This is a genomic window from Massilia oculi (assembly GCF_017582745.1).
In the GTDB taxonomy this organism is placed as follows: Bacteria; Pseudomonadota; Gammaproteobacteria; order Burkholderiales; family Burkholderiaceae_D; genus Telluria; species Telluria oculi_A.
This window is the reverse complement of record NZ_JAFVIM010000002.1, coordinates 144,339-166,709: the sequence shown is the minus strand read 5'-3', so window position 1 is coordinate 166,709 and position 22,371 is coordinate 144,339. Positions and strand designations below refer to the sequence as shown.

The window sequence follows — 22,371 nt, the reverse complement described above, 5'->3', positions numbered from 1 at the left end:
GGGCTAAAACGATGCAGGATCTACAACAGTATGGGGCGTGGAGGGCCAGCGTTGCCGCCAGCCTCGAAGGCTACGGCAAAGCCCTGCGCGAAGCCGGACTGATCGACGCCGCCGGCGAACAGGTGCTGGCGCGCGCGCTCGGACGCCTGCGCGACGACCGGCTGTCGGTCGCCTTCGTGGCCGAGTTCTCGCGCGGCAAAACCGAGCTGATCAACGCCCTGTTCTTCGCCGACTACGGCCAGCGCATCCTGCCGTCCAGCGCCGGCCGCACCACCATGTGCCCGACCGAGCTGCTGTGGGATGCTCAGCTTCCGCCCTGCATCCGCCTGCTGCCGGTCGAGACCCGCGCCGGCCAGCTGTCCCTGGGCGACTACCGCGACGACTCCGGCGCCTGGACCGTGCTGCCGCTCGACCTGGACGATCCGGGCGCGATGCACGAGACGTTGCGCCAGGTCAGCCAGACGCGCCACGTACCGGTGAAAGAGGCCGAGCGCTACGGCCTGTTCGACCCGCAGGATCCCGACCTGGCCGACAGCGTCGTTGCGGACGGCAGCATCGAGATCCCGCGCTGGCGCCACGCCATCATCAACCTGCCGCATCCGCTGCTCAAGCAGGGCCTGGTGATCCTCGACACGCCGGGCCTGAACGCGATCGGCACCGAGCCGGAACTGACGCTGAACCTGATCCCGAACGCACACGCGGTGCTGTTCGTGCTGGCCGCCGACACCGGCGTGACGCGCAGCGACATCGAGGTCTGGCGCACCCATATCGGCGCCGGGCCGGGCCGGCTGGCGGTGCTGAACAAGATCGACGCCATGTGGGACGAGCTCAAGAGCCCGGTCGCCGTGCAAACCGAGATCGCGCGCCAGCAGCACGACGTCGCGCGCCTGCTCGGGCTGGACGCCGGCCAGGTCTATCCGGTCTCGGCCCACAAGGCGCTGGTCGGACGCATCGGCGGCGACATGGACTTGTTCGAGCGCAGCCGCATGGGGGCGCTCGAATCGGCGCTGTTCCACCAGTTGATCCCGGCGCGGCGCGCGATCAACGCGCGCCAGCTGCGCGCCGACCTCGAGATCCTGGCGGCAGGCCAGCAGGTATTGATGGCGGCGCGCCTGCGCGAGCTGGTCGAGCAGCTGCAGGAGCTGCGCAGCCTGCGCGGCAAGAACCAGGGCATGATCGCCCACATGGTGCGCCGGGTGGAGGCCGAGAAGAAGGAATTCGACGCCGGCCTGTTCAAGCTGCAGGGCACGCGCGCCGTGTTCACGCGCCTGTCGACCGAGCTGTACACCTTGGTCGGCATGGACGGCCTGCAGGACCGGACCGAAACGGTGCGCGCCGCGATGTCGGCCGCGCGCTTCGCCACCGGCATGCGCGCGCCGGTGCGCAACTACTTCGCCGGCGCGCGCGCCGGCCTGCTCGACGCCTGCGCCAAGGTCGACGAGATCAAGTCCATGATGGACGCCATGCACCGCCGCTTCGCGGCCGAACACGGCCTGTCGCTGGCGCTGCCGCAAGCCTTGTCGCTGACGCGCCACGTCGACGAGATCGATGCCATCGAAACGCTGTTCGAGCGCCAGTTCGGCACCGCGACCCTGTTGATGACCAGCCGCGCGACGCTGCTCGAGCGCTTCTTCGATTCGATCGCCTCGCGCGTGCGGCGCGTCTATCGCGCCGCCAACGCCGACGTCGAAGCCTGGCTGAAGGTCGCCAACGCGCCGCTGGAAGCGCAGATCCGCCAGCACCGCGACAGCCTGCGCCAGCGCCAGGCCACGGTCCAGCGCATCCACGACGCCAGCGACAGCCTGGAACAGAAGATCGGCGCCTTCGAGCACGGCCAGGCCGAACTCGAATCCACGCGCCAGCGCCTGGCCGCCATCGCGGCCGGCGTCACCACCACACTAGAGGCTTCGAGCCCGCAACACGACACCGCATGAAACGCCTCACCGAGTTCGACCAGCTGGCCGATCCGACCTTCTCCAAGGCCGTGATCGACTGGCAGCGCAGCCATGGCCGCCACACCCTGCCCTGGCAAAACACCCAGGATGCCTACCGCGTCTGGCTGTCCGAGATCATGCTGCAGCAGACGCAAGTGGCCGCAGTGCTGGGCTATTACGCCCGCTTCCTGGAACGCTTCCCGACCGTCCACGCGCTGGCCGAAGCGCCTTCAGAGGACGTGATGGCGCACTGGAGCGGCCTCGGTTACTACACCCGCGCGCGCAACCTGCACGCCTGTGCCAAGCGCGTGGTGCAGGACTACGACGGTGTGTTCCCGAGCGACCCGGCGCTGCTGGCCGACCTGCCCGGCATCGGCCGCTCGACGGCAGCGGCGATCGCCGCGTTTTCCAGCGGCGTGCGCGCCGCCATCCTGGACGGCAACGTCAAGCGCGTGTTCGCGCGCGTGTTCGGGATCGACGCCTATCCCGGCCTGAAACCCATCGAGGATGCGCTGTGGCGGCGCGCCGACGCCCTGCTGCCCGAGGTGGCCGGCAACCCGGGCGCCATCGAGGCCTATACCCAGGGCCTGATGGACCTGGGCGCCACCCTGTGCACCCGCTCGCGTCCCGACTGCGGCCGCTGCCCGCTGCAGGCGCGCTGCGTGGCCTTCGCCACCGGCCGCACGGCCGAACTGCCGGTGCGCAAACCGAAGAAGGCGACGCCGGAAAAGCGCACCGCGCTGCTGGTCGTCATCGACCGCGGCGAGGTGCTGCTGGAACAGCGTCCGCAGACCGGCATCTGGGGCGGCCTGCTGTCGCTGCCGGAAGTGGGTGGACACGTGCCGATGGATGAGGATGAAGCGCCGGTCTGTACCTCGGACGTTGCTGTCGCCGCCGGCCCATTCGGCACGCTCGACGAAGTGCGGCCACTGAGCCCGCTGGTGCATGTCTTCACCCACTACAAGCTGCATATCGCGCCGTTCGCAGTGACGCTGGCGACGCGCGCAGAGCTGGCGCCTGGCACCGTCTGGTGGAAACTCGATACGATCGGCGAGGCGCCGCTGCCGGCGCCGGTCAAGAAGCTGTTGCTGGACCTGGCGCAGCCCAGCCTGTTCGGCTGATCGACTGTTCGTCTTCCGCTGCCGACGCAATCAAGGACTGCGCATATCCGGTCGGCGACTGTCCCACCAGGGCGCGGAAGTCGCGTCCGAAATGGGATTGATCGAAATACCCCAGCTCCGCCGCGAGCGCGGCCCAGTCCACGGGCGCGCCGTCCTGTATCCGCGCGATCGCCTCATGCAGGCGATAGCGCCTGATCACCCACTTGGGACCGATGCCGACGTATTTCTGGAACAGCCGTTGCAAGGCACGCTTGTCGATCGCCGCCATGGTCATCAAACAGTCCACCGAGGTGATCCCGAGGTCGTCGGCAATGGTGGACACGAGCGCGCCGGCGCGCGCGATGTCGGGATCGGAAGCGGGATCGGGAGCGGGCAAGTTCCCGAGCAGGAAGGTCTCTGCCACGGCCATCATCGCGTCCACGGTGGCGCAGGCGGCGATCCGCGGCGCCAGCGACTCGCAGGCAATGCCAAACACGGCTCGCGCAGGCAGTGAGCGGTTCGCCAGCGTCGATACTGGTTCTTGCAGGAAGGGATGGAAGCCGCCTGGCCTGAACTTGATGCCGAAGACGAAATCCTGGCCCTCGAGACAGCGCTCGAAACGCTCGGTCCGTACACCGTAGATCGTCGATGCATTCCTTTCGACCACCAGATGGACATTGGGATGGGGGAGCGTCGCCTGCAACTGCGGCGGCAGCAAGCTCAGGTCCCAACTGACGTACCAGTAGTGCTCGACCAGGCCGGCCAGCCCTGACGACGGCAGGAGACGTTCGTGCTGGAACCGGCCACGTGCGCCCTGCCGGCGCAATACGCCGCGCGGCTCGCCAGGCTTGCCGCTCATCGCGCGCCACCGCCCCAGGCGTTTGCCTGTCGCGTTTTTCCTATCATCGGTGTTCCCGCCCTTGGTATATTCATGTCTCCGCGGCTCAGTTGCTCGCCGTCATATCTTACTGGAATGCTAACGATGCCTGTACGACTCGACGGACTGGCCTGCCTGGCAGCATTGGTTCTTGTGCTCGGCCCGCTGCCCAATGCGCAATCCCATAACGATGCAGCCGCATCACCGACCGCAACGAAAGAGATGGCAAGAATGCATGCGACAGGAACATTCGACGTCAAGCTGACACCGCAAGCCGCAGCGCCCGGAATCGAAACGGCAGCGCTCAGTCGCATGACGATCGACAAGCAATTCCAGGGCGACCTGGCCGCAGCCAGCCTCGGCGAAATGCTGGCGATTCGCACCCAGGTACAAGGTTCGGCCGGTTATGTAGCACTGGAACGCGTGACAGGGACATTGCACGGTCGCACAGGCAGCTTCGTCCTGCAGCACAGCGGCACGATGGACCGCGGGACATCGTCGCTGGTGCTGACGGTGGTCCCCGATTCCGGCACCGGTGAGCTGACGGGATTGCGTGGCGCGATGACGATCGAGATCGACAACGGCAAGCACAGCTACACGATGGATTACGTTCTTCCATAGTCGGCTGCGCATGCCGCTTCCTGACGACGACCGTTGTCGGCAGAAGCCTGGCGCCTGGCGCTGCCGATGACACGTCCAGCCATTCGATCGTCTGTCATCCGGCACGTCGCACTGCCGCAGGACCAGGTCTGGTGGAAGCTGGATGCGCTCAAGGAGGCGCCGCTGCCGATGCCGGTCAAGAAGCTGTTGCTGGACTTGGCTAGACCAGGCTTGTTTGGCTAAACAGAGCTTTCAATTTTTTATATTTTTCACGTTACGTGAAAATGGAAAATTATTGAAAGCTCCGATTATTTTGCATAGAATGACCTCATTCATCGCCCATGAAAATGAGGAAAATTGAATGAATGATCGCGCATTTTCCTACAATCTTCCCGATGCCAAGGAAAGTCTGATGTTGGCTGCGCTTGACGCGCTCGCGGAGAAGATCGGTATCAGAGGAAGCATTGTCGAACTTGAAACAGTTTCGTCTGCCAGGTATCAGCCGGACGCCGCGATCGATCTTGCATACGAAGGTGGTTCCGCCCATTATGCCGTCGAGTGCAAGTTTCTGGTCGACCGCAAGGCACACGTCGACCAGGTCCGGCGCCAGCTGGAAACGGCTGACGGCCCAGCTCTGCTAATCGCACCATATATCACCAAAGAACTGGCCGTACACTGCCGTGCAACCGGATTGCAGTTCATTGACACGAACGGCAACGCCTATTTGCAAGCCCCCGGTCTTTTCGTCCTCATTACGGGCGAAAAAAACGAACGCAAACAGCAGTCCTTGCCGGCGCCGAAAGGACTCACGAGTACCGCGGCACTGCGCGTGGTATTCGTCTTGCTCGCCAAGCCAGACTCTATTCATTTACCGTACAAGGAACTTGCAAGACACGCTGGCGTTTCCTTAGGTACAGCCCATAACGTCCTGAACGATCTCGAACGACGCGGCTACCTCATCAACAAAGGAGATTCCGAGCGCCGTAGATTGCTGGAACCGGAACGCTTGGTGGACGAGTGGGCGATCAACTACCCCACGACCCTGCGTACCAAGCTGAACAGCCGGCGCTTCAGCGCTCCCGAATCGTCGTGGTGGCAAGCGGCCGACTTGCAAGGCATCGACGCGGCGTGGGGATCGGAGGTCGCTGCAGCAAAGTTGACCGGTCATCTCAAGCCAGCCACACAAACCCTGTACGTCCGACCAGGTGACATGGATGGTGCAATCAAGATATTGAGCAAGCAGCATCGCATCAGGCCCGATCACAACGGCAATATCGAAATACTGGAAAAATTCTGGCACTGGGAACAAGCACCAACGCCAGATATCGCTCCGCCGCTACTGGTGTATTCAGAATTGCTCGGGCTGCTGGACCCACGCACGCAAGAGACTGCGCGTATGCTCAAGGAGAAGTTCATTGACGCTTCGTACGATCAGAGCTGACCGCCCAGTCGACCATGTCACGATCGATATTCTGCGTGCCGTGGCGGAAGAAGCGCTGGCAGAGCAAGTCGATTACATGCTCGTAGGGGCGACAGCACGCGATATCCTTCTTACCCATGTGTTCGGATTGTCCGCCAGGCGTGCGACGTCCGACGTGGATTTCGCCATCGCCGTCAAGGATTGGGCGCAGTTCGATGCCCTCAGAGCCAGGCTCATTGCGCGTGGAACTTTCGACTCTGGCGGACAGGCGCAACAACGCCTTTACTACAAAGGTGCTCGAGGCGACCTGCACTACCATCTGGACCTCGTACCATTCGGGCGAATATCACAGGGCACCGACGAACTGGCCTGGCCACCGGACATGAAAATCATCATGAATCTGGCCGGTTACGATGATGTTCTTGCAACGGCAGAACTCGTGACATTCGCCCCCGGGTTCGACGGCAAAGTCGTCTCCCTTGCGGGCCTTGCCATACTCAAGCTGGTCGCATGGTCTGATCGAGGAAGAGAAAATCCGAAGGACGCCCACGATCTCATCCACCTGATGGACAGCTACGCCGCCGCAGGCAATATCGACCGTGTGTACGACGAAGAAGGCGTCATCGAAGCTGGCGACTACGATCCCGATCTGGCTGGAGTGTACTTGCTGGGCAAGGATATCCAACGAGTCGCCAGCGAACGAACGATCGGTGTGCTGAAACAGATAGTCGAGCATGACTTCGACCGGTTATCGACCGAGATGACCAGAGCAACACGCCATATCGACAATGCAGAGCAACGGGTCCAGAACTGCCTGCGCCTCTTGCTGCAAGCCATCGCATAAACCCCGGGAACCACGGCCTTCTGTATCCCGCGTCTACCGGCCCGGAACGGCCTGCCCCGCCGCTTCGCGCCGCAACAGCGCCTCCTTGCGCGCCAGCCCCCAGCGATATCCCCACGGACTGCCATCCTCGCGCACCACGCGGTGACAGGGAATCGCCACCGCCAGCGGATTGGCGGCGCAGGCCGCGGCCACCGCGCGCATCCCGCGCGGCATGCCGAGCGCGCGGGCGATGTCCCGGTAGCTGATCGTGCTGCCCGGCGGCGTATGGCGCAGGATCTGCCAGACGCGCTGCTGGAAGGCCGTGCCGCGGATGTCGAGCGGCAGTTCGCAGCCCAGGCCTGGACGCTCGACCATTCCGACCACCTGCGCTACCAGCGCCTCGTAGCCGGGGTCGGCGCCGATCAGCCGCGCGCGCGGAAAGCGCTGCTGCACATCGTGCAGCAGCTGCGCCGGATCGTCGCCGAGGGCGATCGCGGCGACGCCGCGCGGGCTGGACGCCACCAGGATCGCGCCGAGCGAACACTGGCCCAGCGCGAAATGCAGGGTCTCGCGCACGCCGCCGGCGCGAAAGCGCCCGGGCTGCATGCCGAGAACGCCCGCAGCTTGCGCATAGAAGGCGCCACTGGAACCGTAGCCGGCGTCGTACAGCGCGGTGGTCACGGTCGTGTCGCCATCCAGCGCGGCGCGCAGGCGCTCGGCGCGGCAGGCCACCTGGAAAGCCTTCGGCGTCAGGCCGGTGAAGGTCTTGAACAGCCGGTGCAGGTGGCTCGGGCTGCGATTGACCAGAGTCGCGAGCACGCCCAGCGGCAGCTCGTGGGGACTGTCCCTGAGCAGCGCGCAGGCCCGCTCGACCAGGTCGCGGTTCTGCTCGTGCAGCGACGGCGCCTCGGGATGGCAGCGCCCGCACGGCCGGCATCCCGTGGCGCGCGCCGCGTCCAGGGTGTCGTGGATGCGCACGAAGCGCGGGTGCGCGGTGCGCGCCGGGCAGGACGGCCGGCAATAGACGCCTGTGCTGGACACCGAGTACCAGAAGCTGCCGTCGGCCGAGCGGTCGCGCGCGACGATGCGGCGCCAGCGCGGATCCTCCTCGGTACGCGCCTGCATCTCACACTTCCGTGCGCAGCGCCGTGCCGAAGGGATTGTCGATCAGGTAGCGCCAATACCCGTCGGCGCCGCGGCGCGCGATGTCGTTGGCGGTGGCAACGATGTCGACCTCCTGTCCATCCGGCCCGGTGCCCGTGTACGACCAGTCCAGCACCAGCGAGGCGATGTCGCCGGCCACGAAGATGTGGCGCGCCGTGATCTTCATCGGCAGCCCGAGGCTGAAGTATTTGCGCAGCTCGGCGCGGATCGCCTCGCGGCCGACCTGCGGCACGCCTTGGGCGTCGACCAGCATGCCTTCGGGATCGTAGAAATTCAGCATCACCTCGGTATCGAGGGAGTTGAGGTGGGCGAGCAAGGCCGGGACGATGTCCTCGGGGCGGCGCGCCAGCGCATAGGTGCCTGTCATGGTGAACTCCTGGAATGAAAGAGCTTCCACTGTAGGGCGCCCGTGCGCCGTCCACACTCGATATCTTACTTTCAAACTTGCCTGCCGCCCTCGGCCAGAAGCGGGAGCCGGGCAGGCGGTTCAGAAATGATCGAGCGAAAAGATGCGCCGATGCTCGCGGATCGCGTAGCGGTCGGTCATGCCGGCGATGTAGTCGGCGATCTTGCGCGCCTGCTTCATCGGGTCGCCCTCGACCTGGTAGTCGTTCGGCAGCAGCACCGGGTCGTCCAGGAAGGCCTGGAACAGCTCGCGCACGATGCGACTCGCCTTCACCCGCATGCGGTTGACCTGGAAGTGGCGGTACAGGTTGGCGTATAAAAAGCGCTTGAGGGCCGTGGTTTCGGCCCGCATCTTGTCCGAGAAGCGGATCAGCGGCGGGCCGGCGCGCACGTCGTCGATGCTCCGCGGGTTCGCGTCCAGGATCCGCTGGGCCGAGGTCTCGACCAGGTCGGCCGTCATCGCCGTGATCATCAGGCGGATCGTCTCGTACAGCGCGCGCCGTCCGGCTAACCCGGGATACTGGAGCTCCACCTCGTGGCGAAGGCGCGCGAACAGCTCCACCTCTTCCATCTGCTTCATGGTCAGCAGGCCCGAGCGCAGGCCGTCGTCGATATCGTGGTTGTTGTACGCGATCTCGTCGGCCAGGTTGGTGAGCTGCGCTTCCAGGCTGGGCTGGCTGCGGTCGATGAAACGCTGGCCCAGCTCGCCAAGCTGGCGCGCATTGTTCAGCGAGCAGTGCTTGAGGATGCCCTCGCGCGTTTCGAAAGTCAGGTTCAGGCCATCGAAGGCGCCGTAGTGCTCCTCGAGGTGGTCGACCACGCGCAGGCTTTGCAGGTTGTGCTCGAAGCCGCCGAAATCCTTCATGCAGTCGTTGAGCACGTCCTGGCCCACGTGGCCGAAGGGCGTGTGGCCCAGGTCATGCGCCAGCGCGGTGGCTTCGACCAGGTCTTCGTTCAGGCGCAGGCTGCGCGCCAGGGTGCGGCCGATCTGCGCCACCTCGATGCTGTGGGTCAGCCGGGTGCGGAACAGGTCGCCCTCGTGGTTCAGGAACACCTGGGTTTTATATTCGAGCCGGCGGAAGGCGGTCGAGTGGATGATGCGGTCGCGGTCGCGCTGGTATTCGCTGCGCGAGCCCGGACCCGGTTCGAGGTGGCGCCGGCCGCGCGACTGCGACGAGTGCGCAGCAAAGGGAGCCAGGCCGTCGTCGAAGCTGCGCGTCGCGTTCATCGTGCGCCCCTCAGCCGCTGCACGCCGCCAGGGTCGAGCGCAGGATGTCGAGCGGGGCCGTGGTGATCGACGGGCTGCCGAGCGGCTTGAGCAGGATGAAGCGGATTTCGCCGCCCTCGTTCTTCTTGTCGACTTCCATCAGCTCGATCCAGCGCGCCTCGCCGAGATCGGGCGCCACGGCCGGCAGGCCGGCGGCGCGCACCAGGGCGCGCACGCGCTCCACGGCGGCCGGTTCGATCAGGCCCAGGCGCGCCGACATGTCGGCCGCCATCACCATGCCGCAGCCGACCGCCTCGCCGTGCAGCCACTCGCCGTAGCCCAGGCCGTTCTCGATCGCGTGGCCGAAGGTATGGCCGAAGTTCAGCACCGCACGCAGGCCGCCTTCGCGTTCGTCCTTGCGCACCACGTCGGACTTGATCTCGCACGAGCGCGCGATCGCATGGGCGATGGCTTGCGGCTCGCGCGCCATCAATTGCTCGATGTTGGCCTCGATCCAGTCGAAGAAGGTCGCGTCGAGGATGGCGCCATGCTTGATCACCTCGGCCAGGCCGGCCGACAGCTCGCGCGCCGGCAGGGTGTCGAGCGTCGCGGTGTCGGCGATGACGGCGCGCGGCTGGTAGAAGGCGCCGATCATGTTCTTGCCCAGCGGGTGATTGATGCCGGTCTTGCCGCCCACCGACGAATCGACCTGGGACAGCAGGGTAGTCGGGATCTGCACGAAAGGCACGCCGCGCATGTAGCTCGAGGCGGCAAAGCCCGTCAGGTCGCCGATCACGCCGCCGCCCAGCGCCACCAGCGTGGTCTTGCGGTCGCATTTGTGTTGCAGCAGCGCGTCGTACACCAGGTTGAGCGACTGCCAGTTCTTGTGCTCTTCGCCGTCCGGCAGCACGATCTCGACCACGTCGCGGCCCGCGGCGCGCAGGTGGCCGGCCACCTTGGCCAGGTACAGCGGCGCGACGGTGGTGTTGGTGACGATGGCCACCTTGTTGCCGCCGATGTGGCGCGCCAGCAGCGCGGCGTCGTCCAGCAGGCCGGGGCCGATCGCGATCGGGTAGCTGCGCTCGCCGAGTTCGACGTTGAGGGTGATGTGGTCCTGTTCGTTCATCGATGTCCTTGCAAGCCGGCGCGCGCGAGCTGTTTCCTGCGCCGCCAGCTGATCCAATATGGTCTGTACCATCGATTGTACGTTAGGACGGCCGGTGTCGATGACGAGGTCCGCAATCTCGCGGTACAGCGGATCGCGCTGGGTCCACAGCTCTTCGAGTTTCGCGCGCGGGTCGGCCGTCTGCAGCAGCGGACGGTTCTTGTCGTGGGCGGTGCGCTGCAGGATGCTGCCGATCGAGGCGCGCAGGTAGATCACGGTGCCGCGCTCGGCCAGCAAGGCGCGGCTTTGCGGGTTGAGCACGGCGCCGCCGCCGGTGGCCAGCACCAGGCCCTGCTGGCCGGAGAGGTCGCGGATCACGTCCGCTTCGCGCCGCCGGAAGCAGGCCTCGCCCTCGATCTCGAAGATCCAGGGGATGGTCGCGCCGGTGCGCGCCTCGATCTCGTGGTCGGAATCGACGAAGCGGCGATTGAGCTTGCGTGCAAGCAATCGACCGATCGTGGTCTTCCCTGCCCCCATCAGGCCAACAAGGAAGATATTGTCGTTCTTGGGATGTGGCACTACCAAACCCGCTCTAATGAAAAGACGGCCAGTATAGACTGGCCGCCTGTCAATCCGCGAATTTTATGGACGGGTGCACGTAAAGGCCAGCTTGAACGGGATCGAGGTGATCTTGCCGCGTGGCGTGGTGGCGCGCACGTTGAACGTGGCCGCGCTCGAGGTCGTGCACGGCTTTTCGCCGGTCGCGGCCACGGTGATGGTGTGGCTCGACCCCACGGTGCCCGTGGCGGCGGTGACGAAGATGCTCGGCACGGTCTCGGGGATCACTTCCACACCGGTGGCATTCACCGCGCCGCTGACCGAGATCGTGGTGCCGGCCGGCAGCGGATTGTCGTTCAGGTCGGTGAGCTTGAGCGTGAGCACCTTCGAATCGTTGGCGTTGGCGCTACCCAGGTCGATCGGCCATCCGGACTGTGGCTTGAGCACGTTTTCCAGGTAGACGTTCGCCACGTCGGCATCGCTGAAGGTGATCGTGGTCCTGGCGAACTGGGTATTGGTGCCGTCGGTCGTGCTGGCGCAGATCGTGGCCACGCCCATGCGGTTGACGTCCGGGCTCGATCCGGGGCCGGTATTGCAAGGGGTAGCCGGAATGTTCGGGATGGCCTTGCGCGGTTCCTGGGTGCGGAACGGCACCGAGCAGCCGCCGTTGACGGTGGTGCAGCCGCCCTTGTCCGACGAACCGATGGCGCCCATATTGGTCTGGAACACGACCGGGGTGCCGTCGGCGACCGGGTTGCCGAAGGCATCGGCCAGCAGCACATTGACGGTGGCGGCCGGCGTGACCGGACCGCTGTCGAATTCCCAGCCGTCCACATTACCCTGGGTCACGCTCAGCGAGAAGGCGCGCTGCACCGGCAGGCCGGTCGTCACGACGATCGAGTCCGAGGTGGTGGAGATGTCGGCGCCATTGCCGCTGGCGGTGCCGGGCAGCACGGCGCGCACGCGGAACGAGGTGGGCACGGCGCCCGAGTTGACGGTGGTGATCACCTCGCCGTTCTGGTCGGTGCGGTCGATATTCTTGTTCAGCGTGACCAGCCCATCGGGTTCGAGCGAGAAGCGCACTTCCTTGTTGGCCAGCGGACGGTTGAACAGGTCGAACACGCGGAAGCGCAGGGTCGCGGTCTCGGTGCGGTTGATGCCGCCCTGGCCGCGGATCACGATCGACTTGTCGGTCGGCAGCGCTTCGACGAACTGCACCGACGCGGCGCCCGGCTGGGCGATCACGAGCGAACCCGTGGCCGGGGTCGTGACGCCGTCGGCGGTCACGGTGATGGTGTCGTTGTTGCCGCAGCCCTGGTCGCGGTAGACCGTCTCGGCGGTGCCGTTACTGGTGGCGACGACGGCGGCGAGGGTCGCCTTGCCGGCGGCGACGCAGGCCGACGTGAAGTTGACGTTCACCTGGCCGGTGTACTTGGCGCCATTGGCCAGCAGGTCGACCGAGATCTTGCTCGAATCATAGGCGTTGATGCTGGCCGGCTCCAGGCGCAGCGCGCTGAAGGTCAGCGCGGTGGCATTGACCGAGTAGTTGGCGGTGCTGGTGATGGCGGTGCCGGCCACGGTGGCGCTGGCGGTGACGGTGCCCGCGCCGCCGGCCGCCAGGCTGGCCACGCGCATGGTGATGCTGGCGGTGCCGCTGGCATCGGTCAGGGCGGTGCCGGCGCCGGGCGCGAACACGGCCAGGTCGGCGGCGGTGGTGAAGGTGACCAGCGCATTCGGTACCGGCTGCTTGTTGGCGTCGAGCACCAGGGCGCGCACCGTCAGCGGGGTGGCGCCGGACAGCGAGGTGCTGGCCGTGCCGGTGGCGCCGACCAGGCTGACGCCGACGGTCGGCGCGGCCGGCGTGACCGGCGTGCCGCCGCTGCCGTTGCCGCCGCTGCCGCCCGGGGTGCCCGGATTGCCGCCGCCGCCGCCGCAGGCGGACAGGGTCGCGGCCAGGAGCAGCGCCAGGCTGCCGTACTTGATGTGCTGGTTGTTCATTTTTTTGTTATCGCTTGTTGTTGAAGTAGGTTCAGCGCGTGCCCGCCACGTTCTCGTTCACGATCTTCGGGGTGATGAAGACCAGCAGCTCGGTCTTGCTGTGCTCGGTGCCGGTGGTCTTGAACAGATAGCCCAGCAGCGGGACGTCGCCCAGCAGCGGCACCTTGGTCACGTTGTTGCGCTCGGTCTGCTGGTAGATCCCGCCCAGCACCACCGTGCCGCCGTTCTCGACCATCACCTTGGTCTTGACGTGCTGGGTGTTGATCGCGAAGCCGGCGCGGGTCTCTTCACCCTTCGAATCCTTGTTGACGTCCACTTCCAGCACCACGTTGCCGTCCGGCGTGATCTGCGGCGTCACTTCCAGGCGCAGGTTGGCCTTCTTGAACGAGATCGAGGTGGCGCCGCTGCTGGTCGCCTGCTCGTAGGGCAGCTCGACGCCCTGCTCGATCACGGCGACCTGCTTGTCCTCGGTGACCACGCGCGGGCTCGAGATGATCTTGCCCTTGCCGTCGGCTTCCAGCGCCGACAGCTCCAGGTTCAGGAAGCGGTTGGCGGCCGACGAGAACAGCGAGAACGCCAGCGTCGAGGCCGGGACGCCGCCGATGCCGGCCGCCGGCAGGTTGACCATGGTGGTGTTGTCGATGCTGGTGGTCGCAGGGGTCTGGCCCGTGACCTGGCCGACGCCGGCCAGGTTGCCGCCGATGGCGACGCGTTCGTTGCCGCTGATCTGCCAGCCGGAGTCGCCGCCGCGCTGGGTGCGCAGGTCGTTGAAGCCGAGCTTGGCGCCGAGGTTGCGCGAGAAGCCGTCGTTGGCCTCGACCAGGCGCGCCTCGATCAGCACCTGCTTGGAGGCGATGTCGGTCTTCTGGATCAGCTTGCGGATGTCTTCGATCCTGGAAGCGATGTCGGTCACGAACAGCTGGTTGGTGCGCGGATCGATGATCGCGCTGCCGCGCCGCGACAGCACGCGGTTGCGGCCGCCCGAGTCGGCGCTCGAGGTGGCGCCGCCGGCGTCCAGGCCGAACACGTTGCGGAACGATTCCGCCTTCTGGTAATTGAGCTGGAAGATCTCGGAGCGCAGCGGCTCGAGTTCGGCGATCTGGGCGCGCTGCTCGAGCTCGAGCTTTTCCTTGGTCAGCAGTTCTTCCTTCGGCGCGATCCACACCACGTTGCCGTTCTTGCGCTGGTCCAGGCCCTTGGCGGTCAGGATCACGTCCAGCGCCTGGTCCCACGGCACGTTCTTCAGGCGCAGGGTCAGCGAGCCGGTGACCGAATCGCTGGCGATGATGTTCAGGCCCGAGATATCTGCCACCGCCTGCAGCGCGGCGCGCACTTCGACGTCCTGGAAATCGAACGACAGCTTTTCGCCGCGATAACCCTGCGGGTTGTCGCGCGAGCCCGTGCTGCTGCGATTCGGGTCGCCTTCCACCTTGCGCACCTCGACCACGAGCTGGGAGTCGCTCTGGAAGACCGACTGTTCCCAGTCGCCTTGCGCTTCCACCGTCATGCGCACGTTGTCGCCCTGGGCCAGGGTCGAGACGCGGGTGACCGGCGTGCCGAAATCGGTCACGTCCAGGCGCCGGCGCAGCGACTCCGGCAGGCGCGCATTGAGGAAGTCGACGGTCACGCCGCTGGCGGTCTGGCGCACGTCGACCGCCACCTGGTTGGCGGGCAGGTCTACCACGACCCGGCCGGCGCCATTGGCGCCGCGGCGGAAGTCGAGGTCGCGCAATTGAGGACGCGTCGCGGGCAGCGCGGCCGGCGCCGCGACAGCCGTTGCCGGCATGCCGCTGGCGTCGAGCGCGCGCGCCACGCCGCCCGAGCCTTCCACGGTCACGATCACCGACTTGCCGTCGATCGTGGTGGCGTAGTTGAGGGCGCGCGCCAGGTTCAGCACCAGGCGGGTACGCTCGCCGGCCTGCACCACGTTCAGGCTGCGCACGTCGCCCAGGTTCAGCTCGTGCACCGCCTTGCCGGTGGCATTGGCGGTGGCGCCGAAGTCGAGCGCGATGCGGGACGGATTGGTGATCGCGAAGCCGATCGGCGCACGTGCCGGGACCTCGCGCATGGTCACGTTGATGACCACGTTGCTGCCCTGCTGGTTGGCCGTGATCGACTCGATCGCATTGCCCTGGGCCAGGGCGGCGCCGGCGCACATCATGAGCATGAGTGCGGCCGCGGCGCGCGCCAGCCATGCCGGCGGTGCGAAGCGAATCTTGACGTTGAAGGTCATTTACTGCTCTCCTTATTTTGCCGCAGCGCGGTGCTGCAGCTCGATGTGGGCCACGCGTTCCACCCAGTCGCCAGTGGCGTCCTGCACCGATTCCCTGATCTCGATTGCGCCCTCGCTCACACGCGTGATGCGCCCATAGTTCTGTCCAATCCGCTGGCCGCTGCGCACCCGGTACAACGAGCGCTCGACCTGCACCAGCGCGTAATTCACGCCGCCCTTCTGGATCGTGCCCACCATCCGCATCGTGTCGAGCGGGAAGGTCTCCAGCAATTCCTTCGGCCGTTCGAGGTCGGGCTGGTTGGCATTGCTGCTGGCCTGCGCCATGCGCGCCATCTCGCCCAGCAGCTTGCCCGGATCGAAGGGGTCCGGCGCCTGGCGCGCATCGTAGGCATAGGGCTCGAAGGTCTTCGGCTCCGGCAGCGGCTTGACCTTCGGCACGGTCTGCTTTTCCACCTGTTTCATCCAGGCCCGGGTCTCGCCCACGCCGCCGTCGCCGCAGGCGGCCAGCAGGCCGCTCGCCAGCAACAGCACCATCACTCGTGCGCGCATCATTTCTTGCCCCCGGTCTTGGCCTTGGTCTTGCCCTTGCCTTTGCCCTTCTTCTTCTCGGCCGCGCGTGCGGCGCGCTGGGCCGCCAGTTCTTCCTGGTCGAGGTAGCGGAAGGTCTTGGCCACCGCCTGCATCCCCAGGCGGCCGTCCTTGCCGGCCTGCAGGGTCAGGTTGTTCAGGGTGACGATGCGCGGCAGGTTGGCCATGTCGGCGGCGAACGCGCCCATGTCGTGGTAACGGCCGCTCACCTTGATGTCGATCGGCAGCTCGGCGTAGTAGTCGCGCACCACTTCCTGGCCCGGCTTGAACAGCTCGAACTGCAGGCCGCGGCCGACGCCCGACTGGTTGATGTCGGACAGCAGCGAATACATCTCGGACTTGCTCGGCAACTGCTTCTCCAGGCGCACCACGTACCCGTCGACTTGCGCCTTCTGCGCCTTGAGCGCTTCCAGGTTGATCGCCTGCGCCATCTTGGTCTTGTATTCCGCGCGCAGCTTTTCCTCGTCGCGCGCGCCACGCTCCTGGGCCGCGAACTGGTCGCTCCAGTAAAAGTAGTAGCCCATGGCGACGACCGCCAGCAGCACGCCGGCGGCGCACAGCAGGCGTGGCGCCAGCGGCCACTGGCCGGGCGGACGGCCCTGCAGATCCTGGAACTGCGCCGCCAGGCGGGCGCCGAGTTCTTTGATGTCGATGTTCATGACTTCTCCGCCGCACGCTTGGCCCCGGCCGGCTTGCCGCCGTCTGCAGCCTCTTCACCCTCGTCGCTCAGGCGCGCGCGCTTGATCGACACGCCGAGCGTGAACTCGACCACATTGCGGCTGGTCTTGCCCTGGGCCAGGCTGATCGCACGGACCTCGGTCAGGTCCGGGTTCTGCAGCCACGCCGAGCCGCTCGACAGGTTGCGCAGCAGCTCGGCCACCCGCTCCTGCGACTGGGCGTTGCCGGTCAGGATCACGCGCTGGCCGCTCTGCTTGACCGATTTCAGGTGCACGCCTTCCGGCGTCTGGCGCACCAGTTCGTCGAGCAGGTGGACCGGCTGGTTGCGGTCGCCCTGCAAGTCCTCGACCGCCTGCTGGCGCGCCTGCAGGGCCGCGATTTCTTCCTTCAGGTTGGTGATCTCGCCGATTTTCTTGTCCAGCTCCGCGCTGGCCTTCTTCAGGACGTCGTTGCGCTGGTTCTGGACCGAGATCTGGCTGGCGTTATAGGCGCCGACCAGCATCACCACGATGGCGCCCAGCACGCCGCCCAGCGCCAGCAGGGCGACGAAGGCGGCCTGCTTCTGCTTGCGCTTGGCCTCGCGGTGGGGCAGCAGGTTAATCCGGATCATCAGCCGAACCTCCGCAGCGCCAGGCCGCAGGCGACCAGGTAGGCCGGGGCGTCCTGGCGCAGCTGGTGTTCGCGCACGCCGGAACCGAGCTGCATGCCCTCGAACGGCGCCGCGAGGCTGACCGGGAGACGGGTGCGGCCGGCCACGATGTCGACGATCCCGGGCAGCAGCGCGCAGCCGCCGGCCAGGTACAACCCGTCGATCCGGGTATATGGGGTCGAGGTGTAGAAGAACTGGATGGCGCGCGTGATTTCCAGCGCCGCGCTTTCCAGGAACGGCGCCAGGATGTCGGCGCGGTAGTTCTCGGGCAGGTCGCCCGCCTTCTTGCGCGTCTCGGCTTCCTCGAACGCCATGCCGTAGCTGCGCACGATGTCCTGGGTCAGCGCATTGCCGCCGAAGGGCTGCTCGCGCTCATAGACCGCTTCGCCATTGAGCAGCACCGACACGTGGGTGGCGTGGGCGCCGATCTGGAACAAGGCCACGATCTGGTCCTGCCGCGGCAGGGCCGCGTGTTCGAGCGCGCTGCGCGCGGCGTACGATTCGATGTCCATCACGGTGGCGGTGAGGCCGGCGGCTTCGGCGATCGCGACCCGGTCCTCGACCTTTTCGCGGCGCGCGGCGGCCAGCATCACTTCCATGTCGTCCAGCGAATTCGGGGCCGGGCCGATCACGTCGAAGTCGAGGCTGACCTCATCGAGCGCGAACGGGATATACTGGCTGGCCTCGGACTCGACCTGCACTTCCAACTGGTCTTCCGACAAGCCGGCCGGCAGGATGATCTTCTTGGTGATCACTGCGGCAGGCGGCATGCCGAGCGCCACGTGACGGGCGCGGGTGCCGCTCTTCTTCCAGACCCGGCGCACCGCGTCGGCGACCTGGTCCATGTTTTCGATATTGCCGTCCACCACGGCGCCGCGCGGCAGCGCCTCGGTGGCGTAGCGCTCCAGGCGCACGATACCCTTGCCGGCATCGGCCAGCTCGACCAGGCGGACGCCCGACGTGCTGATATCGAGCCCGACCATGGGCGGACTCGATTTACCAAACAAGGAACCCAGATTGATCACCAAATACACCCCTTGGCTGCAGAATGGGCCTGAAATCGCCCGGAATTGGATGTTGTCGTAAATAGAACAGCTATTTACTTCTTATAACTTTCTTATAAAAATCCGGTACTTACGTGCAGCACCGCCAAGGATCGTAGCAACAAAGGATGACTACGGACAAGAAATTTCTGCACTGGAACACCCCTTTCCGGGGCGTGCGCGCCACACTCTGGTGTTTTCATTGCCAGGCCAATATTGCCCTTGAGTTCCATTAAGCTCCAGCCAGTATCGGGCTCCAAACCGCTGCCTTATAATGAGGCGGATCAACAAAGCGAAAGTCAGCATGAAAGAGAAACAAGCCGCACCCTCTTCTTCCTCGAAATTCAGCCCCAAACGCCTGATCCTGATGGCCATCGCCGGCCTGTTCGGCCTGGGCGCCATCGGCGTGCTGGTGCTCGTGTTCGCCCTCGCGATGGCCTACCCGAACCTGCCGGCGCTGGATACCATCACCGACTACCGGCCCAAGATGCCGCTGCGTATCTTTACAGCCGATAATGTCCTGATCGGCGAGTTCGGCGAGGAGCGCCGCACCCTGGTCCACTTCAAGGACATCCCGGATGTCATGAAAAAGGCCGTGCTATCGATCGAGGACGACCGCTTCTACGAGCACAGCGGCATCGATTACCTGGGGATCCTGCGCGCCGCCTTCCGCAACGCCACCGGTGGCGCACGCCAGGGCGCCTCGACCATCACCCAGCAGGTCGCGCGCAACTTCTTCCTGTCGTCCGAGCAGACCTTCAAGCGCAAGGCCTACGAGGCCCTGCTGGCCTGGAAGATCGAGAAGAACCTGACCAAGGACCAGATCCTCGAGCTGTACATGAACCAGATCTACCTGGGCCAGCGCGCCTTCGGCTTCCAGTCGGCGGCCCAGATCTATTTCGGCAAGGACCTGCGCGACATCACCGTGGCCGAAGCGGCCATGCTGGCCGGCCTGCCGAAGGCGCCCAGCGCTTACAATCCAGTCGTCAACCCGACCCGCGCCAAGACCCGCCAGCAATACATCCTGCAGCGCATGCACTCGCTCGGCTACATCAATGACGCGCAATTCGCCCAGGCGAAGGAAGAGCCGCTCAAGATCAAGACCGACAGCACCGCCTTCGGCGTGCATGCCGAATACGTGGCCGAGATGGCGCGCCAGCTGGTCTACGAGCAGTTCAAGGAAGACACCTATACCCGCGGCCTGAACGTGTTCACCACCATCACCAAGGCCGACCAGGACGCCGCCTACCTGGCCCTGCGCCGCGGCGTGATGGACTACGAGCGCCGCCGCCCCTACCGCGGCCCCGAGTCGTTCATCGACATCCCAAGCGCCAAGCTTGACGCCGACGAGGCGATCGAGGCCGAGCTGGCCGAGCATCCGGACAGCGACAACATCATCGCCGCCGTCGTGCTGCAGGCTTCCGCCACGCAGGTGCAAGCCACCATCGCCTCGGGCGACACGATCACCATTTCGGGCCCGGGCCTCGCCTTCGCGCGCGCCTGGCTGTCGGACAAGGCGGCCCCGAACCGCCGCGTGCGCCGCGGCGCCGTGATCCGCGTGATGCAGGACGACGAGTCGAAGTGGCTGATCACCCAGATGCCGGAAGTCGAGTCGGCCTTCGTGGCGGCCAATACCGAGGACGGTTCGATCCGCGCCCTGGTCGGCGGCTTCGACTTCAACCGCAACAAGTTCAACCACGTGACGCAGGCCTGGCGCCAGCCGGGTTCCTCGTTCAAGCCCTTCATCTATTCGGCGTCGCTCGAGCGCGGCCTGTCGCCGGCGACGATCGTCAACGACGCCCCGATCAGCTTCGACGCCGGCCAGACCGGCGGCCAGGCCTGGGAGCCGAAGAACTACGACAACAAGTACGAAGGTCCGATGACCATGCGGCGCGGCCTGACCTCGTCGAAGAACATGATCTCGATCCGCATCCTGAACAAGATCGGCGCGCGCTACGGCCAGGAATACGCGAGCCGCTTCGGCTTCGAGCCGGAACGCAATCCGGCCTACCTGACCCTGGCGCTGGGCGCCGGCGCCACCACGCCGCTGCAGATGGCCGGCGCCTACGCGGTGTTCGCCAACGGCGGCTACCGCATCAGCCCCTACCTGATCTCGAAGGTCACCGACAGCGACGGCAAGGTGCTGTCCGAGGCGCGCCCGGCGCGCGCCGGCGACGAAGCCAACCGCGTGATCGACGCGCGCAACGCCTTCCTGATGGACAGCATGCTCAAGGACGTGGTGCGCTACGGCACCGCGGCCAAGGCGATGGCGCTCAAGCGCACCGACCTGGCAGGCAAGACCGGCACCACCAACGACTCGATCGACGCCTGGTTCGCCGGCTACCAGCCGAAGGTGGTGGGCATCGCCTGGATGGGCTACGACAAGCCGCGCAACCTGGGCGCCCGCGAAACCGGCGGCGGCCTGGCGCTGCCGATCTGGATCGGCTACATGCAGAAGGCGCTCAAGGGCGAGCCGAACGTCGAGCGCGAAGTGCCGGCCGGGCTGGTGCAGTACGGGTCGGATTACTACTACGCCGAGACGCCGCCGGGCAGCGGGGTCGAGACGCTGGACGTGGGGCCGCCACCGGCGCCGGAACAGCAGAAGGAGCGTGATGCGGTGAGGAACGAGTTGTTCTGATCGGCTTCAGCAAGCAAGGGCGGCCTATGGTCGCCCTTGCTTTTTTGGGCATCGGATCAGGCGATGCGTTCGGTGCGTCGCAAACGTGTCCGGAGCAAGGCGACACCGGTCGCGCACAGCCGGCGATACCGCGCATTTCGTTGTTCCGTCAATGACCCCAGCAAGAAAACCCCGCCAGACAGCAGCGCACAGAATTGCCACGGTTCGTGGATCCCCCAACCATTCCAGATCAGCACGGTCAGCGGCATATGGAACAGGTAGATGGACAAGGTAAACGAGGCGAGATGGCGGATGACCGCCTGCAGTCGGGCCAGCCAGTCGAAACAATCGGTCAGGGCGCGCGCGGCAGCAAAATGCGCTGTCACCAGCACGCCAAGGATCAAGTCGCCGGCGAACTGGTTCGCGCCATTGAGCATGCCCATCATCTCGGGAAACATCTGGACCAAAGCGGCGCGCAGCAAGTGAGAAGAGCCGGTCCAATAGAAGACGAAGGCACATAGCGCTGTCAGCGCAAAGAGCGCAGCGGCCGTGCGCCGTCCCATCGTCAACTTCGAGCGGTACAGCCACACGCCCATGAGCCAGATCGGAAACAGCGCCAGGATACGCGGTCCCGCCGCGACCATCGCGAGCAGCACGGCAAGCCAGCGCCAGCGACGGGGCGTGAACACCGCTGCGGCGAATATGACGTAATACCAGACTTCGAACGACAGCGACCAGTACGGGCTATTGAATGGCGGACGTACGTTATTGCTCCAGGATTCGCCGAGGAACAGCAGGTTGATCCACGTCGCGTGCCAGATATCGTTCGCCGATGGCGACATATCGGCGATAAAGGGCATGCCCGGCGCGCCGGCAACGAAGGGGGCGATCAGGATCGACAACGCGACCGCCGGCACGGACACGGACAGGATGCGGACCGCGCGGTGCATGGCATAGCTGCCCAGCGTGACCCCGGGCCTGAAGGTGGCAAACGCAATGACGTAGCCGGACAGCACGAAGAACACGACGACGGCTTCGTGTCCGGGCCACGGCAAGGGAGACTTGGGGAACAGTACAGGCCAGGCGTGGCTGAGCAGGACGACGAAGGCGGCGCCGAACCTTACCACATCCAGGTACAGCGATAGTCCCTTGGGTATGGTCTTTTCCATGATGTCCGATAAATAGTTAATCGGACACTGTAGCTCAGACTTAAATACCTAAAGTAGTTATTATTTGTTTAATTCGACTAATGCGACATCAATACAACGCATCGCAACATGTGACTAATACATTGTAAAAATTTTACGATGAGTATTAGTCTGGGGCGTGCAGACGACACGCATTAGGCAAGCATGTCGACCGCTTCAGTCAC

At 65.6% G+C, this 22,371-nt stretch carries 19 protein-coding genes; 7 read left to right on the top strand and 12 right to left on the bottom strand.

Going from position 1 to position 22,371, the window contains the following annotated elements; genetic code table 11:
• Positions 1 to 11: 11 nt before the first annotated feature.
• Positions 12 to 1,934 (top strand): dynamin family protein, encoded by a 1,923-nt coding sequence (locus tag J3U95_RS02915; protein ID WP_208277177.1) that lies wholly within the window; start codon positions 12 to 14, stop codon positions 1,932 to 1,934.
• Entirely contained in the window at positions 1,931 to 3,055 is a 1,125-nt protein-coding gene (gene mutY / locus J3U95_RS02910; protein WP_208277176.1) for an A/G-specific adenine glycosylase, read from the top strand. Before J3U95_RS02915 ends, mutY begins: the two co-directional genes overlap by 4 nt.
• Here the strand turns inward: mutY and J3U95_RS02905 are convergent.
• The gene (locus tag J3U95_RS02905) at positions 3,009 to 3,893 is read right to left on the bottom strand and encodes a helix-turn-helix domain-containing protein (protein WP_208277175.1); all 885 of its coding nucleotides are present in this window, start codon (positions 3,891 to 3,893) and stop codon (positions 3,009 to 3,011) included. The genes mutY and J3U95_RS02905 overlap by 47 nt on opposite strands.
• A 123-nt stretch (positions 3,894 to 4,016) precedes the next feature.
• Here J3U95_RS02905 and J3U95_RS02900 point away from each other — a divergent pair, with 123 nt between their 5' ends.
• The 4 genes from J3U95_RS02900 to J3U95_RS02885 all read left to right on the top strand — a co-directional run bounded on the left by J3U95_RS02900 (position 4,017) and on the right by J3U95_RS02885 (position 6,775).
• Positions 4,017 to 4,532 carry a DUF3224 domain-containing protein gene (locus J3U95_RS02900; protein ID WP_307728324.1) on the top strand — a complete coding sequence of 172 codons (516 nt, stop codon included), beginning with the start codon at positions 4,017 to 4,019 and terminating at the stop codon, positions 4,530 to 4,532.
• Between the two features lie 33 nt (positions 4,533 to 4,565).
• The gene (locus J3U95_RS02895; RefSeq protein ID WP_208277174.1) at positions 4,566 to 4,754 is read left to right on the top strand and encodes a hypothetical protein; all 189 of its coding nucleotides are present in this window, start codon (positions 4,566 to 4,568) and stop codon (positions 4,752 to 4,754) included.
• A gap of 118 nt (positions 4,755 to 4,872) precedes the next feature.
• Entirely contained in the window at positions 4,873 to 5,952 is a 1,080-nt protein-coding gene (locus tag J3U95_RS02890) for a type IV toxin-antitoxin system AbiEi family antitoxin (protein ID WP_208277173.1), read from the top strand.
• Positions 5,927 to 6,775: a nucleotidyl transferase AbiEii/AbiGii toxin family protein gene (locus J3U95_RS02885; RefSeq protein ID WP_208277172.1), complete on the top strand. Its 849-nt coding sequence runs from the start codon at positions 5,927 to 5,929 to the stop codon at positions 6,773 to 6,775. The genes J3U95_RS02890 and J3U95_RS02885 overlap by 26 nt, the downstream gene beginning before the upstream one ends.
• A gap of 33 nt (positions 6,776 to 6,808) precedes the next feature.
• On the opposite strand, the gene ada is transcribed toward J3U95_RS02885, so the two are convergent.
• From ada to J3U95_RS02835, 10 genes are all read right to left on the bottom strand, one after another.
• Positions 6,809 to 7,879 carry a bifunctional DNA-binding transcriptional regulator/O6-methylguanine-DNA methyltransferase Ada gene (ada, locus tag J3U95_RS02880; RefSeq protein ID WP_208277171.1) on the bottom strand — a complete coding sequence of 357 codons (1,071 nt, stop codon included), beginning with the start codon at positions 7,877 to 7,879 and terminating at the stop codon, positions 6,809 to 6,811.
• Position 7,880: 1 nt separating this feature from the next.
• Positions 7,881 to 8,285: a YybH family protein gene (locus J3U95_RS02875; protein WP_208277170.1), complete on the bottom strand. Its 405-nt coding sequence runs from the start codon at positions 8,283 to 8,285 to the stop codon at positions 7,881 to 7,883.
• A 120-nt stretch (positions 8,286 to 8,405) separates the two neighbouring features.
• The gene (locus tag J3U95_RS02870; RefSeq protein WP_208277169.1) at positions 8,406 to 9,551 is read right to left on the bottom strand and encodes a deoxyguanosinetriphosphate triphosphohydrolase; all 1,146 of its coding nucleotides are present in this window, start codon (positions 9,549 to 9,551) and stop codon (positions 8,406 to 8,408) included.
• Positions 9,552 to 9,561: 10 nt separating this feature from the next.
• Positions 9,562 to 11,172 carry a bifunctional shikimate kinase/3-dehydroquinate synthase AroKB gene (gene aroKB, locus J3U95_RS02865; protein WP_229519628.1) on the bottom strand — a complete coding sequence of 537 codons (1,611 nt, stop codon included), beginning with the start codon at positions 11,170 to 11,172 and terminating at the stop codon, positions 9,562 to 9,564.
• A 105-nt stretch (positions 11,173 to 11,277) separates the two neighbouring features.
• Entirely contained in the window at positions 11,278 to 13,191 is a 1,914-nt protein-coding gene (locus tag J3U95_RS28490; RefSeq protein ID WP_208277167.1) for an Ig-like domain-containing protein, read from the bottom strand.
• 31 nt (positions 13,192 to 13,222) lie between these two features.
• Complete coding sequence (locus tag J3U95_RS02855) at positions 13,223 to 15,424, bottom strand: type IV pilus secretin PilQ (RefSeq protein ID WP_208277166.1); 2,202 nt, start codon at positions 15,422 to 15,424, stop codon at positions 13,223 to 13,225.
• Between the two features lie 12 nt (positions 15,425 to 15,436).
• Complete coding sequence (locus J3U95_RS02850) at positions 15,437 to 15,976, bottom strand: pilus assembly protein PilP (protein ID WP_208277165.1); 540 nt, start codon at positions 15,974 to 15,976, stop codon at positions 15,437 to 15,439.
• On the bottom strand, positions 15,973 to 16,671 hold the full coding sequence (locus J3U95_RS02845; RefSeq protein WP_208277164.1) for a type IV pilus inner membrane component PilO: 699 nt from the start codon (positions 16,669 to 16,671) through the stop codon (positions 15,973 to 15,975). Before J3U95_RS02845 ends, J3U95_RS02850 begins: the two co-directional genes overlap by 4 nt.
• Positions 16,668 to 17,300, bottom strand: a complete 633-nt coding sequence (locus J3U95_RS02840; protein WP_208277163.1) for a PilN domain-containing protein — start codon at positions 17,298 to 17,300, stop codon at positions 16,668 to 16,670. The genes J3U95_RS02845 and J3U95_RS02840 overlap by 4 nt, the downstream gene beginning before the upstream one ends.
• Positions 17,300 to 18,364: a pilus assembly protein PilM gene (locus J3U95_RS02835; protein ID WP_208277393.1), complete on the bottom strand. Its 1,065-nt coding sequence runs from the start codon at positions 18,362 to 18,364 to the stop codon at positions 17,300 to 17,302. Before J3U95_RS02835 ends, J3U95_RS02840 begins: the two co-directional genes overlap by 1 nt.
• Before the next feature lie 322 nt (positions 18,365 to 18,686).
• Between J3U95_RS02835 and J3U95_RS02830 the strand changes: the two genes are divergently transcribed.
• Positions 18,687 to 21,020 carry a penicillin-binding protein 1A gene (locus tag J3U95_RS02830; RefSeq protein ID WP_208277162.1) on the top strand — a complete coding sequence of 778 codons (2,334 nt, stop codon included), beginning with the start codon at positions 18,687 to 18,689 and terminating at the stop codon, positions 21,018 to 21,020.
• Between the two features lie 56 nt (positions 21,021 to 21,076).
• Here J3U95_RS02830 and J3U95_RS02825 read toward each other — a convergent pair whose 3' ends face one another.
• Positions 21,077 to 22,168 (bottom strand): acyltransferase family protein, encoded by a 1,092-nt coding sequence (locus J3U95_RS02825; RefSeq protein ID WP_208277161.1) that lies wholly within the window; start codon positions 22,166 to 22,168, stop codon positions 21,077 to 21,079.
• Positions 22,169 to 22,371: the final 203 nt, after the last annotated feature.